The organism is Paenibacillus sp. CAA11 (genome assembly GCF_003060825.1).
Lineage (GTDB): Bacteria > Bacillota > Bacilli > Paenibacillales > Paenibacillaceae > Fontibacillus.
Genome location: NZ_CP028922.1, coordinates 271,958 through 288,584 on the forward strand (window position 1 = coordinate 271,958; position 16,627 = coordinate 288,584).

The 16,627-nt window shown below is 51.6% G+C and carries 15 protein-coding genes; 6 read left to right on the forward strand and 9 right to left on the reverse strand.

The window, feature by feature from the left end; translation table 11 throughout:
- Nucleotides 1-146 precede the first annotated feature (146 nt).
- The 3 genes from DCC85_RS01355 to DCC85_RS22820 all read right to left on the reverse strand — a co-directional run bounded on the left by DCC85_RS01355 (nt 147) and on the right by DCC85_RS22820 (nt 1,491).
- Nucleotides 147-554 (reverse strand): nuclear transport factor 2 family protein, encoded by a 408-nt coding sequence (locus DCC85_RS01355; RefSeq protein ID WP_108463957.1) that lies wholly within the window; start codon nt 552-554, stop codon nt 147-149.
- A 19-nt stretch (nt 555-573) separates the two neighbouring features.
- On the reverse strand, nt 574-1,047 hold the full coding sequence (locus DCC85_RS01360) for a MarR family transcriptional regulator (protein ID WP_108463958.1): 474 nt from the start codon (nt 1,045-1,047) through the stop codon (nt 574-576).
- 108 nt (nt 1,048-1,155) lie between these two features.
- Nucleotides 1,156-1,491, reverse strand: coding sequence for a hypothetical protein (locus DCC85_RS22820; RefSeq protein WP_159081733.1), 336 nt, complete (start codon nt 1,489-1,491; stop codon nt 1,156-1,158).
- 63 nt (nt 1,492-1,554) lie between these two features.
- On the opposite strand from DCC85_RS22820, the gene thrS reads away from it, so the two are divergent.
- The 5 genes from thrS to DCC85_RS01385 all read left to right on the forward strand — a co-directional run bounded on the left by thrS (nt 1,555) and on the right by DCC85_RS01385 (nt 9,923).
- A complete protein-coding gene (gene thrS, locus DCC85_RS01365) occupies nt 1,555-3,468 on the forward strand; it encodes a threonine--tRNA ligase (protein WP_108463959.1) in 1,914 nt (637 codons plus the stop codon).
- A 339-nt stretch (nt 3,469-3,807) separates the two neighbouring features.
- Nucleotides 3,808-5,598 (forward strand): acid phosphatase, encoded by a 1,791-nt coding sequence (locus DCC85_RS01370; protein WP_108463960.1) that lies wholly within the window; start codon nt 3,808-3,810, stop codon nt 5,596-5,598.
- Between the two features lie 350 nt (nt 5,599-5,948).
- Nucleotides 5,949-7,274 (forward strand): MATE family efflux transporter, encoded by a 1,326-nt coding sequence (locus DCC85_RS01375; RefSeq protein ID WP_442789530.1) that lies wholly within the window; start codon nt 5,949-5,951, stop codon nt 7,272-7,274.
- A gap of 312 nt (nt 7,275-7,586) precedes the next feature.
- A complete protein-coding gene (locus DCC85_RS01380; protein WP_108463962.1) occupies nt 7,587-8,306 on the forward strand; it encodes a YebC/PmpR family DNA-binding transcriptional regulator in 720 nt (239 codons plus the stop codon).
- Between the two features lie 312 nt (nt 8,307-8,618).
- On the forward strand, nt 8,619-9,923 hold the full coding sequence (locus DCC85_RS01385; RefSeq protein WP_108463963.1) for an MFS transporter: 1,305 nt from the start codon (nt 8,619-8,621) through the stop codon (nt 9,921-9,923).
- A gap of 41 nt (nt 9,924-9,964) precedes the next feature.
- Here the strand turns inward: DCC85_RS01385 and DCC85_RS01390 are convergent, their stop codons facing one another.
- The 5 genes from DCC85_RS01390 to DCC85_RS01410 form a co-directional block, all read right to left on the reverse strand.
- Nucleotides 9,965-10,612, reverse strand: coding sequence for a YitT family protein (locus tag DCC85_RS01390; RefSeq protein ID WP_108467653.1), 648 nt, complete (start codon nt 10,610-10,612; stop codon nt 9,965-9,967).
- A 210-nt stretch (nt 10,613-10,822) separates the two neighbouring features.
- On the reverse strand, nt 10,823-11,626 hold the full coding sequence (locus tag DCC85_RS01395; RefSeq protein ID WP_108463964.1) for an ATP-binding cassette domain-containing protein: 804 nt from the start codon (nt 11,624-11,626) through the stop codon (nt 10,823-10,825).
- Nucleotides 11,626-12,435: an aliphatic sulfonate ABC transporter permease SsuC gene (ssuC, locus tag DCC85_RS01400; protein ID WP_108463965.1), complete on the reverse strand. Its 810-nt coding sequence runs from the start codon at nt 12,433-12,435 to the stop codon at nt 11,626-11,628. Before ssuC ends, DCC85_RS01395 begins: the two co-directional genes overlap by 1 nt.
- Nucleotides 12,432-13,424, reverse strand: coding sequence for a sulfonate ABC transporter substrate-binding protein (locus DCC85_RS01405; RefSeq protein WP_108463966.1), 993 nt, complete (start codon nt 13,422-13,424; stop codon nt 12,432-12,434). The genes ssuC and DCC85_RS01405 overlap by 4 nt, the downstream gene beginning before the upstream one ends.
- A 305-nt stretch (nt 13,425-13,729) precedes the next feature.
- Complete coding sequence (locus DCC85_RS01410) at nt 13,730-14,305, reverse strand: TetR/AcrR family transcriptional regulator (protein WP_108463967.1); 576 nt, start codon at nt 14,303-14,305, stop codon at nt 13,730-13,732.
- Between the two features lie 230 nt (nt 14,306-14,535).
- Between DCC85_RS01410 and DCC85_RS01415 the strand changes: the two genes are divergently transcribed.
- Entirely contained in the window at nt 14,536-15,747 is a 1,212-nt protein-coding gene (locus DCC85_RS01415) for an MFS transporter (protein WP_108463968.1), read from the forward strand.
- A gap of 113 nt (nt 15,748-15,860) precedes the next feature.
- Here DCC85_RS01415 and udk read toward each other — a convergent pair whose 3' ends face one another.
- Complete coding sequence (gene udk / locus DCC85_RS01420; RefSeq protein WP_108463969.1) at nt 15,861-16,496, reverse strand: uridine kinase; 636 nt, start codon at nt 16,494-16,496, stop codon at nt 15,861-15,863.
- Nucleotides 16,497-16,627: the final 131 nt, after the last annotated feature.

Here is a 16,627-nt window from a genome sequence, read left to right on the forward strand (position 1 = left end):
CCGCTGAGATAATACTATCAAAATATTCCATATATTTCAACAAAAATATAAAAATGTATAATTATGTTATTCTATATCATAGAATGATTTTGGATAACCCTTTTAACCATTACTGAGTTTGGCATCGTCCATCTGTAAAACCTATATCAACTGTGGCGAACACTAGCGATTTCCTGGAACTCCTCTTGATTTCCAAGCGGACGGGACAGCTCGTGACAGCGGACAATTTGGGGGCCATCCAGCTCATAGATTGCGATCAGCTCGACTTGTCCGCGGCTGCCGTTCTTCTTCACGATTTCTACGGTGTAGCGTAAAGCAGCTGTCTGTGAGGACTGGTCAAACAGCATGTCCTGGAACGGGGATAGAGTGAGACTCTCCACCAGCTCCCTGAGCGTAGCAATATGGCGGATGAGCTCCGCGCGGTCTGACCGAACGCCGTCCGTAATCTGGATATACTCTTCCTTGAAGTAATGTGGAATTTTATCTGTGTTCATCTCAATGACAATGTCTTGATACATGCGTGTTAGCAGTTCGACCGCTTCGGCCTTGTTCATCATAATCACTCCTAGCAAGTTAAATGAGTTTGGACCATTCGCCGAGGAAACGGAGGATGACCGCCAGCTCTTCATCAGAGAAGCCGTCCAGCAGCTCGTCATACCTTGCTCTGACCTGCTGATGCAGCCTGTCGTGCTTTCCGGCCAGCTCCTTACCCTGGCTGGTAATGTCGTAGTAGACTTCCTTGTGACTCGCCGCTGTCCTGATGGCTGTGATCAGCCCATGCTGGGTAAGCAGGTTTACGGCCTTGGTAACGGCAGGCTTGGACACGTTAAGCTCCGCAGCCAGCATCGTGTTGTTCAACTCGCGGGGTTTTTGGTTCACAAGGGATAAAATGTGCAGCTGGGTCACGCTCCAGGCTCTGACGGTGTCTTTAATATCCTTAGCCAGCCTTTGTTCTAGCGTGTTCTGCGCCTGTATCTTTTTCTCTCGCTTGAGAACAAACGCCTGAATGGCCTGAAAGACTTCTTCGTGGTGGTTCTTAGATTTCATGAGGAGGCCTCCTTAAATAATATTAACCGGTTAACTATAGTTAGTTTACTGGTTAACTTTATTTGTGTCAAATGCATATTTATTTAATTCTATTAGTTTTTGAGGGGTTCAGATATTCAAATTAAGGGCTAGTTGATTAGTTTGCGAATATAGATTGACATTTGAAATTTCGGCTTTTATAATCGTTACCAATAACAGGCACCGATCAAAGACATGGTTTCCTTCACGAGCTGCCCAGAGAGAGAAGTAGAAGCTGAAATCTTCTCCAGCAACCGGATGCGAAGCTACCCCTTTGTAGCCGTACCAGGAACCCGGACGCGCCATAAACGGCTCGGCGGAAGTAATGGATACCGGTTCATCCCCGTTAGCGGATGCACGTAATGAGGATCTGGCAGAGGTAAGCGGCCGGATCGAATTAGGGTGGAACCACGAGATTGAACGCACTCGTCCCTTAGTGGATGCAGTGCTTTTTTGCGTTCAAATCTTATGGATAAAGAGGGATAACTTATGTCAGTACAAGTCACTTTGCCGGACGGAAGCGTTAGGGAGTACCCTGTGAAGACAACGATTTTGGAGATTGCAGAATCGATCAGCCCAGGGCTGAAGAAGAATGCGGTGGCCGGGAAGCTAGCAGGTCAGCTGGTCGACCTCAGCCGGGAAGTGGAGCAGGATGCGAAGGTAGAGATCATCACACTCGATTCGCCGGAGGGGCTCGAGGTATACCGGCACAGCACCGCTCATCTGATGGCGCAGGCGATCAAGCGCATCTATGGCGGCAAAGCAGTGAAGCTCGGGATCGGTCCTGTCATTCAGGATGGATTCTACTACGATATCGATATAGATAAGCCGCTGTCGGTGGATGACCTGGCGGCCATCGAGAAGGAAATGGCGAAGATTGTGAACGAGAATCTGCCCATTGTCCGCAAGGTGGTGAGCCGGGCAGAGGCACAGGCGATGTTTGAAGCGGCGGAAGAGCCGCTCAAGCTGGAGCTCATCCGTGATTTGCCGGAGGATGCTGTTATCACGATTTACGAGCAAGGAGAGTTCTCCGATTTGTGCCGGGGGCCACATCTTCCGTCTACAGGCCGAATCAAGGCCTTCAAGCTGATGAGCGTTGCCGGTGCTTACTGGCGCGGGAGTGCAGATAACAAGATGCTTCAGCGAATTTACGGAACAGCCTTTCCGAAGAAATCCCAGCTGGAAGAGCACCTGTATCTGCTGGAAGAAGCCAAGAAGCGGGATCACCGCAAGCTAGGCAAGGAACTTGGGCTGTTCATGTTCTCCGAGGAGGCGCCAGGCATGCCATTCTATTTGCCGAAGGGGATGACCCTGCGTAACGAGCTGGAGAGCTTTGCCCGCGAGCTGCAGCGGCAGCGTGATTACAGTGAGGTACGGACTCCCCTGATGATGAACAAACGTCTGTGGGAGCAGTCGGGCCACTGGGACCACTACCGGGATGATATGTATTTCACTCAGGTGGATCAAACAGAGTATGCGCTCAAGCCGATGAACTGTCCGGGCCATATGCTCGTGTTCAAGAACAGCCTTCACTCCTATCGCGATCTTCCCATCCGCATTTCGGAGTTCGGCCAAGTTCATCGTCACGAGATGTCAGGGGCGCTCAGCGGGATGATGCGGGTGCGGACCTTCTGTCAGGACGATGCCCATTTGTTCGTGCGTCCGGATCAGATTGAAGAAGAGATCAGCCGGGTGATCGATCTGATCTCCCATATCTATAAGGTATTCGGCTTTGAATATACAATTGAGCTGTCGACCCGTCCGGAAGATTCCATGGGCTCCGATGAGCTGTGGAATGAGGCAGAGCAGTCGCTGAAGAATGTGCTGGACCAGTTGGGCATTGATTACCGCCTGAACGAAGGGGACGGCGCTTTCTATGGCCCTAAGATCGACTTCCACATTCTAGATGCCCTGAAGCGCAGCTGGCAGTGCGGCACCATTCAGCTTGATTTCCAAATGCCGGAGAAATTTGATCTGTCCTATATTGGCGAGGATGGGCAGAAGCATCGTCCAGTGGTGATTCACCGGGCGGTATACGGCTCCATTGACCGCTTTATCGGCATTCTGACCGAGCATTTCACAGGGGCCTTCCCGGTTTGGCTGGCTCCGGTTCAGGTGAAGCTGCTGCCCGTATCGGATAACTATGTCGATTACGCGCTTCAGGTGAAGAAAACGCTGGAGGAGGCTGGCATTCGCGTGGAAGTGGATATTCGCCGTGAGAAGCTGGGCTACAAAATCCGGGAAGCGCAGCTGGAGAAGGTGCCTTACATGTTCGTGCTGGGTGAGAGCGAGAAGAACACCGGCGCCATTTCCGTACGCAAGCGGGGAGACGGAGATCTTGGCACGAAGAATACGCCGGAGATTGTGGAGATGATCCTGGAGGAGATTCGGGTAAGACAATAAAATGAATATTCCGCTTTCGGGATAGGGATTAAGTTTCCTTCAGATGATCCTAAGCGAGCAGCAGACAATAAAGGTCTGCTGCTCTTTTTTTTATTTCTGGACACGCAAATTTACATATGCTTAATGAATCTCATTACTATTTTATATAAATTTCCATTTAATTCTAGAATTTGGGCGATATACTCATCCCTTAGCAAGAATTTTGTCGAAAGATTAACACTGCATCAACAAAGTCCTGCCGATCCGTTAACAAGTTTAATATATCGTTGATTACATAGTACATAACTGAGATAGGAACCGATTATGAAGTGTTAAGAATACGGGGAGGACTGTACAACCATGAAAACGTCAAGAAAAAGCAAGATCACGGTCGGCTTATCGCTATCCTTGCTGCTCGGCACGCTGGGCAGCGGTTATGCGGGTTATGCGGGTGCTGCCAGCCTGCCAAGTTCCGTAGAACCGAAGGAGCCGGCCTATGGGTATTTTGTAGATCATTACAAGAATAACACGAAGGATAATAAGACCCCGGAATCCAATCCGACCATCGGCGTGCTTGCTGGTTTCGAGAAGCTTTGGAAGCCCGGGGCAACTTGGGACGGCGGCACCAAGCTGAATCAGCAGCTGCTGGATGCTAATATTCAGAAGGTTGTGGATATCACCACCAAAAGGACGCCTGAGGAAGCTGAGAGAGCTTATCTCGACGATCAGCGGAATCAGAGCTACAGCATGATTGACGGCTTGGGGCCTCTTACTGACGTATACAGAGCCCAAGCGGGTGCTACGACGACAATTCCTGCTGTTCCGGCGGATGCCACTGTGAAGAAGTATGAAGATGAAGGAACGAATTCGGGAGTGAAGGATTCCAGCTTAGGCAACATGGTGAACTTGGTGAACACGTTGCGGGGCAATTACTCCTCTACCAATCCGGCTAAGGCCTACTTCAACTATCCTCGTCCTTTCCGCTGGAGTGAGGATGTCAAACTGCTGCCTACCCTGGTTCCGGCTAAAAAATCCGATCCGAGCAGTGACGGCGGCTATCCGAGCGGTCACACCAACGCTGCCTATCTGACCGCCTTCGCTATGGCCTATGCCGTACCGGAGCGCTACCAGGAGCTGCTTACCCGTGCCTCCGAACTCGGGAACAACCGCATCGTTGCCGGCATGCACTCGCCGTTTGATGTGATGGGCGGACGTGTAATGGCGACAGCGCTGGCTGCCGCCATTCTGAATGATCCGGACAACAGCAGCCTGAAGAAGGCGGCTTATGAGGAGGCGCACACGAAGCTGCTGACCCAGAAGGGCAGCTCTGTAGACCGCTACAGTGACTATAACAAGAACAAGCAGCAGTATACCCAGCGGCTGACTTATGATTTCCCGCAAGCAGGCGCTGCCACTGAATCCATGGTTGTACCGAAGGGAGCGGAGGTGCTGCTGGAGACACGCCTCCCGTATTTGGACAGCACACAGCGCCGCTGGGTGCTGGCGACGACCGGTCTCCCATCGGGGTATCCGGTACTTGATGATGCCGAAGGCTGGGGACGATTGAATCTGTTTGCTGCGGCCGATGGCTTTGGGGCCTTCGTGAAGGACGTAACCGTGAATATGGACGCATCCAAAGGCGGCTTCTATGCCAAGGACCGTTGGCGCAACGATATTTCCGGCAGCGGCAAGCTGACCAAGCAAGGAACAGGCAGCCTGGCCCTTGCTGGCAATAACTCTTACACCGGCGGCACACAAATCGACGGCGGTACCCTATCCGCCGAATCGGCGGCTGCGCTCGGCAGCGGCAATGTCACGAACAATGGAGGAACGCTCAGTGAGAGTGTCTCCGGCAAAGTGACCATCGTCGGTGATTACAAGCAAGCGGCAAAAGGCACCTTGGAGCTGACCCTTGGCAGCCAGAGGGATGTGCTTCGCATTAAAGGTAAAGCGGCATACGGCGGCAAGCTTCGCCTGCACTTTACGAATAATTATGTGCCTGCCGGCAAGGTGATGATTATCACCAGCGGCATGCGACAGGGTCAAGCGGCCTTCTCTTCCGTGGAGACGACCGGATTACCGGCCGGCTACAAGGTGAAGTTAACCTATAACGCTCACAGCATTCAGCTGGAGGTTATCAAGAAGAAGTAATCTATCTTTAACAATGCCAGGCTCCAAGCTTTAGGGTCCCTCTGCCACTTTCGGCGGGGGGACTTATCGATTAAATATGAGTCTCTTCGTTGACATCTCCGGCGCCCGGTGGTAACCTCTACCAGAGGCGCACTATGACCTTTGTTCATTCTAACCCGCAGGTAGAGATACCTGACTTTTTTATGATTGCAAGTTGTATGATGACCGCAGGCAGGACTCTTCTATAGGAAGAGTTTTTTTCAGGTTTACAACCCATTATAAGCGAAGAATGTGATCCTATGGCTCAGCCCAATGTAGTGCTTAGAAAGCAGAAACAAAGCTTTTTGGATAAGTATTTCTCCGGAACGTCCATGAATTACCGGCAAATGATTGCTCTATTCCTGCCGCTCCTGATCGACCAGGCCTTTATTGTAGGCCTTAATCTGGTGAATACCGCGATGATCAGCTCGGCGGGTATGGCTGCGGTCAGTGCGGTGAACATGATTGACTCCCTGAATATTTTTCTAATCAACGTATTTGTGGCCGTATCTACCGGGGGAACGGTGGTAGTTGCGCAGTACAAAGGCAGTCGCAATGAACTGATGGTCTCCAGAGCTACTGCCGGAACCGTCTCATCCGTCTCCTTAATGTCTCTCTGTATCGGTCTGCTAATGATTGTATTCTATAATCCGGTTCTGAGTCTGCTATTCGGCAGCGCATCAGCGGATGTCATGACAAATGCCAGGACCTATCTGATCGGCAGCTGTACTTCCTTTCTGGGAATTGGCATCGTGGAAGCGGTTTGCGGTGCTTTGCGGGGAATCGGGAAGACGCGGGCATCTCTGTTCCTGTCGCTGATTATGAACCTGTCTTATGTCGCACTAAATATCGTGTTTATCAATTGGGCGGATATGGGTGTGTTCGGAATGACCATCGCTGTCAACATTTCCAGATATGCGGCGGCAGTCTGTGCCCTAGTCTACTTGATTCGTGTTGATGTTGACCTGCAGTATCGCTTGAAGGATTTATTGTATTTCAATTGGAAAATGCTGAAGAAAATCCTGTTCATCGGCCTGCCGTTCGCTGCAGAGCAGATGTTCTTCAATGGCGGGAAGATTCTCACCCAGATTTTCATTGTCAGCCTGGGCACATATGCCATTGCTACTAACGCAATTTGCTCTTCGCTGGCCGGTGTGTTCCAGATTCCAGCGAATGCCCTGTCCCTGACCATTGTGACAGTCGTCGGGCAGTGTATCGGCAGCCGGAATATTGCGGATGCGCGGAAGTTCACCAAGTCCTTCTTATGGTTGTCCTCCGCATCTTTTATAGTGATGGGCCTGCTGCTGCTGCCGTTCTTCAAGCCGCTGGTAGGGCTGTTCCATCCGCCTGCCGAGATCGTAGATGATATTTTCCTGGTGATCCTGGTCAATACCATTGCTCAAATTCCGCTCTGGTCCATCAGCTTTATTACACCATCTGCGCTGAGAGCAGCAGGGGATTCCAAGTTCACCTCGATCACATCCATGCTCTCCATGTGGCTGTTTCGGGTAGTGCTTGGCTATATCCTCGGCATCGTGTTAGATTACGGAATTTTAGGTGTCTGGCTAGCGATGGACATTGAATGGGGAATCCGGGGCGCGGTGTTCCTATGGCGGTCCCGAGGGAATAAATGGGAGCAGCACCGGTTGATTGATTGAATTGTATATAAGGGTTTGCTAGGATTTAAGGACGCCTTTGGTAGGCGTCCTTTTTCTATGGGTTTCTATGGGACCTATTCCCCCCTTGGTTCCTAATTCCTCACCCGATGAGTCTGTAATAACCAGAACTGTTTGGCTGAATATTGTGGTGTGTAAGGAGCGAAGCGGGCTTCATTTCTGGTTCCTCTGTTAGGCCCTTGCTTTAGATAGCGAACTTAACCGCCCCTAATCTGTCGTTTGATCAAGTTCCTGATTAGAGCTATAATAGGAACCAAATGTGTACATTTACAAGTGAAAGAGAGCGAGAACACTATGGGGCGTAAGTGGAATAATATTAAGGAAAAGAAAGCATCCAAGGATGCAAGTACAAGTCGTATATATGCTAAATTTGGACGTGAAATCTATGTGGTAGCCAAGCAGGGCGAGCCGGATCCGGAGTCGAACCAGGCTCTGAAGTTCGTGCTTGAACGCGCGAAGACCTACAATGTGCCGAAGGCGATCATTGACCGCGCCATCGAGAAGGCCAAGGGCGGTTCGGATGAGAATTACGATGAGCTGCGTTATGAGGGCTTTGGACCGAATGGTTCCATGGTTATTGTGGATGCCCTCACGAATAATGTAAACCGCACAGCGCCAGAAGTGCGTTCGGCCTTCAGCAAGAACGGCGGAAGCCTCGGCGTTAGCGGATCGGTGAATTACATGTTCGATTCCACAGCGGTAATCGGCGTAGAGGGTAAGACCGCCGATGAAGTGCTCGAAATTCTGATGGAAGCGGATGTGGATGTGCGCGATATCCTGGAAGAGGACGAGTCCATCATTGTGTATGCAGAGCCGGATCAATTCCATGCTGTGCAGGAGGCCTTCCGGAACGTTGGGATCTCCGAATTTACAGTGGCAGAGCTCACGATGCTTCCGCAGACGTTCGTGACGCTGCCGGAAGAGAGCAAGGCACAGTTCGAGAAGCTGATTGATGCTCTCGAAGACCTTGACGATGTGCAGCAAGTCTATCATAACGTAGATTTTGAAGACTGATCGCTGACGACCAATTCAAGTGATGCGAATAAAGGGACAGGCCTGTTTAGAACACTAAAGCAGGCTTGTCCCTTTTTTGTTTTTCCTGAACATCTACACCGTCCCCCTCTGAATCAGCCTGGCGGTGATATTCATCATCTTAAGGCATAATGCTCTACCTTCTCGGTCAACTGAAAATGTAAGGGATGAAACGCGCGTTCCATGTCAAACCGAAAACAAGAAGCCGAGCCTTGGAATGAAAGAGCAAGTCTAAGCACATCCTAATGCAGTATCCGGAAGAGACCTTTTGACCCCGAAAGAGAGGAACAGCCAATGGGTGAACAGCATGTAGAGCAGCATTCAAGCCGTCCATCTGGACGGACAATTGTAGCCATCGGGTCCATTCCCCTGATCATGACACTGGGAAATTCCATGCTTATTCCGATTCTGCCAACGATGAAATCCGAGCTTCACTTGTCATCCTTCCAGGTGAGCTTGACTATTACAGCATTCTCTTTGGTGGCAGCCATCTTTATTCCGATTCTGGGCTATTTATCCGATCGTTTCTCCCGTAAGGCCGTTATTATTCCTGCTTTGATTCTATATGGGGTAGGCGGAATATTGGCGGGGCTGGCCGCCGCTCTGATCCCGCACCCCTACGCCTGGATTATGGTTGGTCGAACGCTTCAGGGGATGGGGGCTGCAGGGACGGCACCCATTGCGATGGCGCTTACCGGGGATTTGTTCAAAGGCAGCGATGAGAGCCGGGTTCTCGGACTGGTAGAAGCCTCTAACGGCTTCGGCAAGGTACTATCCCCAATTCTGGGTTCACTTGTCGCTTTGCTGATTTGGTACGGAGTGTTTTTTGCTTTTCCCATCGTGGTGCTGGTGTCCATTATTCTGACCTGGCTCTTCATTAAGGAGAAGGAGAAGAAGAAGGAGCCGCCCAAGCTTAAGAAATACGTGAGCGGTCTGTTCAGTGTGTTCAAGCATGAGGGCAGATGGCTGTTTACCGCTTATCTGGCCGGAGCTACCTGCCTGTTTACACTGTTCGGGATTTTGTTCTTCCTGTCGGACGTGCTGGAGAAGATCCACCATATTGATGGCGTAGTCAAAGGATTGGTGCTGGCGATTCCTCTGCTGATCATGTGTACAACATCCTACATTACCGGCAGTAAAATAGGGCAGAACCAGCGTTTGATGAAGAAGCTTATAGTGCTTGGCTTCGCTATGCTTACCGTTTCTTATGCGCTTCTGTCTTTTATAAATAACCTGACGCTGTTTATTTCCGTGCTGGCGATCAGCAGCTTGGGAACAGGCCTGACACTCCCTTGTATTAACAGCTTTATTACGGGGGCCGTAGGCAAGGAGCGAAGGGGCTTTGTCACCTCATTGTATGGTTCTGTTCGGTTCTTCGGGGTGGCCATAGGCCCTCCGCTATTCGGATGGTTGATGGAATGGTCCAGAGTAGGCATGTTCCTGTCCATCGCCGGGCTTACTTTTTTGGTGGGGCTGCTGGCTCTGTTCTTGATCCATGGCGGAGAAGCGAAGAGTGGGGAGGCCCAAGGTAAGGGGAAGGGCGAGAAGAAGAAGCGCCGCAGGGTGATTCGCAATTTGAACCCGATGGGCGGCAGTTAAGCAGTAAAGGCAAGAGGCTGTCCGCTAAACAGGACAGCCTCTTATTTCTTGCGCCAGCCCTGGGCGGGCAGAAAGCTTGGGTACAATCGGCGCAGGGGAAATTCGTGCAGCCAGCTTACAATCCGGGTGGATAGCCACTGGCAAATCAGTGCCTGAATGATGATGGCCCAGTCGATGACATAGGCGGTGATGAGGAAGATCAGACCGTTCATCCAGAACAGGGATTTACCGGGGTTTGTGCCCCTGTACTTGGCGATGGCCAGAGAGACAAATCCGATCCCCCCGTTAGATACACCTTGTCCGTACAGAACGGAAATCCCTGTTCCGAGCAGCACGGAGCCGACCAGCAGATCGATCCATACATTGTGGAAGGGTGAATGGAAGAGAACTTCAAAGACCTTCACGGACATGGAAGTGACAGTGATGACGCCAAGGGTGCCAAAGGCGCTGATGCCCCCGAGATATTTAATCGCCAGCAGCAGGAACGAAAAGTTCGTGATCCATAGGCCAATGCTCAAAGGAATTTGAAACCCGTAATTAAGCAGCACCGCTAGCCCTGCTCCTCCCCCTGAAGGAATGGCATGAGGGAAGAGGAAGACCGCCATCGCATAGCCCTGGAGCATGGATCCGGCGAGAATCAGAAGGCTTTTGGTGCACAGGCGGCGAAATCGTATCGCTGTGAATCTCATTCGGCGGGGATTATTGTTCAAGGGGGATCATCCTTCATCCTAGGCTAGTCCTGCTTGAAACTAATGTATGCGTCCCCGAAGATATAGATGCCACAAATATGAAAATATGAGAACGGCCATCTGGCCGGAAGCGGCCTCTAAAAGAAGCACTTCCGGCCGAATGGCCGTTCTAACAATGGATACCTATTCGAAATAGGGATTCCCAGAAGATCAGTTCGCTTCAGGAACCGCCGCATTGAAGGCGAACTCCCGCTCTTCACTTCGCGGCTTGGACCGTGGGGTAGGCTCAGGCTGCCCGATAATTCTCCGCAGGATCTGGTTGACGACCGAGGTGAAGGCGGCATGATCCCGCTGTCTGGGGCGCGGCAGCAGAATCGGAACGTCGGCTTCAATGCTGCCCTCTTGAAGCAGAATGACCCGGTCTGCGAGAGCCACCGCCTCCTCCACATCATGGGTGACAAGGAGCGCCGTAAAGCGGCTTCCTTGCCATAGCTCCTCTACCAGGCTCTGCATTTCGAGCCGGGTAAGCGCATCGAGCGCGCCCAGCGGCTCATCGAGCAGCAGCAGGATGGGCTTATGAATCAGAGCGCGGGCCAAGGCGACGCGCTGCTTCTGGCCGCCTGACAGCTTGGCAGGCCATTCCTCCTGTTTGTCTTCGAGTCCTACACTGCGCAGCACTTCCTGGGCCTCCTTCCGCCGGTCGCCCTTCAGGCCTAGCATTACGTTGTCCAGCACCTTTTTCCACGGAAGGAGACGGCCGTCCTGAAACATCATGCAGGCCTCGGTATTGAGGCCGCTGAGCGGCCTATCCTGGATCAGGATCTGGCCGCTGCTGGGCTTCTCAAGCCCGGACAGCAGGCGCAGCAGCGTGCTTTTCCCGCAGCCGCTCTTGCCGACGATGGCGATGAATTCCCCCTGCCGCACGGTCATGTCCAGCTGCTTCAGAACCTCAACCTGATGATAGCTTTTGTGCAGATTGTCCAGCATCAGATGGACCTGGTTGTTCACGGTCATCATGCACTCCTCCTCAATGTCTCTCTACCCGCTTTTTTCTGGTAGCCGGGATGCCACTTCAGCCATCTCTTCTCAAAGTAACGAGCGATGACATCTGACAGCTTGCCTAGCAGGGCGTATATTAAGATGCTTAGGACAATGACATCCATCTGCATAAATTCCCTGGCGTTCATAGCCATATACCCAATGCCGGAGGTAGAGGAGATCGTCTCTGCCACAATGAGGGTAATCCACATAATGCCTAGCGAGAATCGGATTCCGACCAGAATGGAGGAGAGTGCGCCGGGGAAAATGATATGAAGGAACAAAGGGAAGCCTTTGAGTCCATACATGCGCCCCATCTCAATCAAGCCTTGATCCACGGACTTAATCCCGTGATAGGTGTTTAAGTACACTGGAAAAAGCACGCCCAGGGCCACAAGGAATATCTTGGCCTCCTCGCCGATCCCGAACCAAAGGATCACCAGGGGGATCAGGGCGAGGTGGGGGATATTGCGCAGCATCTGGATGGAAGTATCGAGCAGAACCTCAGAGCTGCGGAACAGTCCATTGAGGAGGCCCAGCACGAAGCCGATGGAGCCTCCGATCAGAAAGCCGATGGAGGCTCTCCAGAGGCTGATCCACACGTGATGAAAAAGCTCACCGTTCTGAATCAGCTGAACGGCTGCCAGATATACATCCGAAGGAGCGGGGAGAATTCGTGTGGGCACAATCCCCATCTTCGTGGATAACTGCCACACGATCAGCAGCAGGAGCGGAATAGCCCAAGGAAGCAGCTTATATAGAATTTGGGAATAGGATGGCTTCAACGGGACTCATCCTTTTCTTTAAATTTGTAGACCCGCTCCGCGATGTTCACCTTTTTCGGAATGATCTTGAGCTCATAGAAGACGTCTGCAATTTGCTGCTGCTCGGCAATAATCTCCTCATTTAGAGCATCAAGGCCGTACTCCCGGCGTTCAACCGCTAACTGCATAGAGGCTTCATCAATGCCGAGGATGGAGGATAGCAGCTTGGTCAGCTCGGCAGGATGTGCATTGGCCCAGTCCGAGGCCTTTTGAATTTCCTCAACAACGATCTTAACGAGATCCTCATGCTGCTCCGCGAATTTCTCGGAAGCCAGGAAGAAGTCACGATCTGTCGTCAAGCCTTCCCCGCTCACCAGCATGCGTGCTCCCGCAGCCTTTTCTGCATCTGCTGTGAAGGGGTCCCACACGATCCAGGCATCAATCTTGCCTTGCTCGAAGGCGATTCTGGCATCCCCTGGTGACAGGTAGGCTGGCTTGATGTCGCTTGGAGTCAGACCTGCCTCAGCCAAGGCCTCCACGAGGAAATAGTGGGAGCTGGAGCCCTTGGCAAAACCGATCGTTTTGCCCTTTAGGTCCCCGATCGTCTTGATAGCAGAGCCCTGCTTAACGAGGATGCCGGAGCCGCTGGACTTAGGCTTGCCTACAGCTACGTATACCAACGATGAGCCTGACGCCTGAGCAAAAATGGGCGGAGAGTCGCCGGTTCTTCCCAGGTCCAGACTGCCCGCATTGAGGGATTCCAGCAGCGGCGGGCCTGAAGCGAATTCATACCACTCCACGGTGACGCCAAGCGGCTTCAATCTCTCTTCAAGCGTCCCTCGGGTCTTTAAAATAATCAGCGGCCCATTTTTCTGATAGCCAATGCGAACGGTCTTCTTGGCATCTGCTTTGGCCTGCTTGGAAGCTTCCCCGATAGAGCAGGAAGACAGCACGGCAGTCATTAGGAGCAGCAGGCTGAGCCAAACGGCCAAATACCTTTTTGTCGGCATGAAAGTAACCACATCCCCTCTTTGTTTGTTCTTGCTAAGACCATGGCGGCGACTGCGCCATCAGTTACTTTATAGGGTATGCGCCCGCAGCGGATAGGTACCTGTCTAGGAGAAGAAGGAGGTTCTTCAGCTAAGCGAATGGCGTACATGCTGTATTCCTTCTCGGTGACAGGCTTAAGCGGCCTGAGAAGGTTACTGCCTGGAAGGAGTTCTGTGAATGCCAGGACCGAGAAACAAAATGACAAAAGCCCCGCACCCTATTTTAGGCAATAGGGAGGCGAGGCTTCTCCAAACTCACATTCATGTCATGGCCGAAGTCCTTGGAATGCAAGGCGGACGAGACGCTCTACATATTCGTCATTCAATACTTCGCCGGTAATTAGTAATCTGTAGAAGATAGGGCCGTAGATAAGATCCGTGTATAATCCGGCATCCAGGTCCTTGTCCAGTTCTCCCCGCTGCGCGCCGCGTTCCAGCAGCTGCCTTGCCTCCAAGCGGCGAGGCTGAAAGTATCTGGTCCGGTAGACATCTGCCAATGCAGGATCGGACTGTCCTTCTCCAATGATCTGTGCAATGATCTTGCCCTCACGGCTTGTCATAAAACGGGTGACATTCGTGGCATGGATGAGAATATCATCGAAGATTGAGCCTGTATCGGGTATGGGCAGCCGCTCTGAAGCCGCTGAGAGGAATCCGTCCATCACAACGGCCGACTTATTGGGCCACCACTTATAGATCGTAGCCTTGCTAACACCGGCCCGCTCCGCAATTTTCTCTACAGTAATTGCTGCAAAACCCTTCTCTAGCAGCAGTTCGTAGGACGCGTTCAAGATGGACTTCTGAGTTTCCATATTGCGTGGACGCCCTCTTTTTGCAGTCATAAGCTACACTCCCTTGCAAGATGCCCTTGTAAAATACCGTACAAAAAGAAACCATACGTTCATTATACAAAATGTTTGTTAAAAAAACATCAGCGCGCCTATTTACAAAACGATACGTTCAGTATATTATTTAATCATAATTAATAAACTAAACGTTTAGTATTGAAAATCGAAATGGATGCTTCAAAGTGGGTTTAACCTTATCCTTAAAACGAAATGAGGGAGTTATTATGCAAAATCAACAAAGCGAAAATGTCCCGTCTATCTCCAGATGGATTACGTTCCTGTTAGCGGCAGGCTGCGGGATTATCGTCGCCAATCTCTATTATGCTCAAACCTTGATTGGGCCGATCAGTGCAGCTACCGGCCTGTCCTCGGCGGCTGCAGGTATTATTGTCACGATTACTCAAATTGGCTATGTGCTGGGGCTGCTGTTCATCGTGCCGCTGAGCGACATTTTGGAGAATCGACGTCTTGCTGCAGTATCCTTGGTTGTTGTCGTTATTGCCCTGGCGGTTGCGGCTTTCTCCGGCCACGCCTCACTCTTCCTGACCGCCTCCTTCTTCATCGGACTGGGCTCGGTAGTCGCTCAGATTCTTGTGCCTTACGCCACATACCTGTCCTCGGAGGAACAGCGCGGCCGCGTGGTAGGGAACGTGATGAGCGGCCTTCTGCTCGGGATTATGCTATCCCGGCCGCTTGCCAGCTTTATCGCCAGCTTCTGGAGCTGGCAGGGTGTATTTATTCTGTCGGCCATTTTAGTTCTGCTGCTGATTGTCGTGCTCTTCAGAAAGCTTCCGGAGCGTGTGCCAGCCCGGACGATATCCTATGGCCAGCTCATTGCTTCACTTCCGGCGCTTCTCGGCCAAATGCCTGTACTTCGTCGCCGCGCTCTGTATCAAGCCTTCCTGTTCGGGTCCTTCAGTCTGTTCTGGACGGCGGTTCCCTTGCATTTAAGAGATGAGTTTGGGCTGTCCCAGCAAGGAATTGCTTGGTTTGCCTTAGCAGGAGTAGGGGGCGCTGCAGCGGCGCCGATCGCCGGAAGACTGGCTGATAAGGGATGGACCCACAGACTGACCGGTCTTGCCATCGTGATTGCTGTACTGTCCTTCTTGCTGGCCTTCGTTCTTCGGGGGCATTCCACTTGGGTCCTTCTCCTGCTGGTTCTTGCAGCGATTACACTGGATATGGCGGTATCGGGAAATTTGGTTCTAGGGCAGCGGGCCATTTACTCCTTGGGAAATGAAGCAAGAGGCCGCCTGAACGGTCTGTTCATGGCCATTTTCTTCATGGGGGGAGCCGTCGGATCATTTGTGGGGGGCTGGTCGTATGCGCATGGCGGCTGGCATCTTACATCCTTAATCGGAATGATCCTGCCTCTGATCGCTTTGCTGTACTACTTTACAGACAAAAGAGCTGCCATTCAGCTGGCTGGCAAATGACTCAATTGAACTCAGCCTGCTGCAGTTTTTGAACTAGGCAGTCTATAATGCAAACGGACTCCCATCTTTGGGAGTCCGTTTGTTGTGAAGCTGTTGCTGTATAGATAGAGACTTTAATTCTCGCCCCAGTTACGGTCACCTGACAAATACTTCTCCGTCAAGATCGAGAGCAGCTGAATTCCGACCTCGTTCTCCCCGCCTTCTGGAATGATGAGATCGGCATATTTCTTGGAGGGTTCAATAAAGGCTTCATGCATCGGCTTCACCGTCGTCAAATACTGCTGGTGAATGGACTGGATGGTCCGTCCGCGCTCCTCGATATCCCGAAGCACCCGGCGCAGAATCCGTACATCGGGGTCCGTATCGACAAACACCTTAATGTCTAACAGGCTGCGCAAATTCTCGTCAGCCAGCACAAGCAGGCCTTCAAGAATGATGATATTATTCGGCTTCAGCTCCACGGTCTCGGTTGTCGAGCGAGCATGCTCTGAGAAGTTATAAACCGGTGCCATGGCAGCTTGTCCATTTCTTAAAATAGTGAGATGCTCAATCAGCAGCTCATTATCGAAAGCGAACGGGTGATCATAATTGATCAGACTTCGTTCTTCGAGGCTTAGATGTGAATGATCCTTGTAGTAGTTATCCTGAGATATAAACGTCACTTTGCTTGAGCCAAGGCGCTCAATGACAGAACGGGCTACGGTCGTCTTGCCGGAGCCGGTGCCGCCGGCGATTCCAATAATAAGCATGTGTTTCAATGACCCTCCTAAAGTATTCCCTTTGCAATTCCAGTATTGTAGCATAGTAGGCGCTTTTTTTCATCCTGACAAGGGGGAATCGGCCGCGGTATCTTTTATAAATTTCGACAATATTATGGAGG

What these genes read in the sequence shown, in the direction of transcription:
- DCC85_RS01355 (WP_108463957.1), bottom strand. Translation starts at nt 554, where the DNA reads ATGAACAAGGCCGAAGCGGTCGAACTGCTAACACGCATGTATCAAGAC.
- DCC85_RS01360 (WP_108463958.1), bottom strand. Translation starts at nt 1,047, where the DNA reads ATGAAATCTAAGAACCACCACGAAGAAGTCTTTCAGGCCATTCAGGCG.
- thrS (WP_108463959.1), top strand. Translation starts at nt 1,555, where the DNA reads ATGTCAGTACAAGTCACTTTGCCGGACGGAAGCGTTAGGGAGTACCCT.
- DCC85_RS01370 (WP_108463960.1), top strand. Translation starts at nt 3,808, where the DNA reads ATGAAAACGTCAAGAAAAAGCAAGATCACGGTCGGCTTATCGCTATCC.
- DCC85_RS01375 (WP_442789530.1), top strand. Translation starts at nt 5,949, where the DNA reads ATGAATTACCGGCAAATGATTGCTCTATTCCTGCCGCTCCTGATCGAC.
- DCC85_RS01380 (WP_108463962.1), top strand. Translation starts at nt 7,587, where the DNA reads ATGGGGCGTAAGTGGAATAATATTAAGGAAAAGAAAGCATCCAAGGAT.
- DCC85_RS01385 (WP_108463963.1), top strand. Translation starts at nt 8,619, where the DNA reads ATGGGTGAACAGCATGTAGAGCAGCATTCAAGCCGTCCATCTGGACGG.
- DCC85_RS01390 (WP_108467653.1), bottom strand. Translation starts at nt 10,612, where the DNA reads ATGAGATTCACAGCGATACGATTTCGCCGCCTGTGCACCAAAAGCCTT.
- DCC85_RS01395 (WP_108463964.1), bottom strand. Translation starts at nt 11,626, where the DNA reads ATGACCGTGAACAACCAGGTCCATCTGATGCTGGACAATCTGCACAAA.
- DCC85_RS01405 (WP_108463966.1), bottom strand. Translation starts at nt 13,424, where the DNA reads ATGCCGACAAAAAGGTATTTGGCCGTTTGGCTCAGCCTGCTGCTCCTA.
- DCC85_RS01410 (WP_108463967.1), bottom strand. Translation starts at nt 14,305, where the DNA reads ATGACTGCAAAAAGAGGGCGTCCACGCAATATGGAAACTCAGAAGTCC.
- DCC85_RS01415 (WP_108463968.1), top strand. Translation starts at nt 14,536, where the DNA reads ATGCAAAATCAACAAAGCGAAAATGTCCCGTCTATCTCCAGATGGATT.
- udk (WP_108463969.1), bottom strand. Translation starts at nt 16,496, where the DNA reads ATGCTTATTATTGGAATCGCCGGCGGCACCGGCTCCGGCAAGACGACC.